General features: G+C 38.7%; 2 tRNA genes. Both read right to left on the bottom strand.

Features of this window, described 5'->3' with window-relative positions:
- Window positions 1-14 precede the first annotated feature (14 nt).
- Window positions 15-92 (bottom strand) — tRNA-Val (locus tag MPF19_RS19270).
- A 123-nt stretch (window positions 93-215) separates the two neighbouring features.
- Window positions 216-293, bottom strand: a tRNA-Val gene (locus MPF19_RS19265).
- Window positions 294-302: the final 9 nt, after the last annotated feature.

Below are 302 nucleotides of genomic sequence, written 5' to 3'. Positions count from 1 at the left end.
AAGGATTTTTACTTTGGTGGGCAATGAGGGATTCGAACCCCCGACCCTCTCGGTGTAAACGAGATGCTCTGAACCAACTGAGCTAATTGCCCTAAGCGGCTGCAAATATATAATCTTTTTTAGATATACCAAATAAAAACATAAATAATTTTATTTTTAAATTAAAAAAGATCTAAAACAAAAAATCCTTCACAAAATTGTGAAGGATTTTACTTTGGTGGGCAATGAGGGATTCGAACCCCCGACCCTCTCGGTGTAAACGAGATGCTCTGAACCAACTGAGCTAATTGCCCTAAAGCGGT

Origin of the sequence: Polaribacter sp. Z014 (assembly GCF_023555435.1) — a bacterium.
Lineage (GTDB): Bacteria > Bacteroidota > Bacteroidia > Flavobacteriales > Flavobacteriaceae > Polaribacter.
The sequence above is the reverse complement of the archived record's forward strand: the minus strand, read 5'-3'. Positions and strand labels throughout refer to the sequence as shown.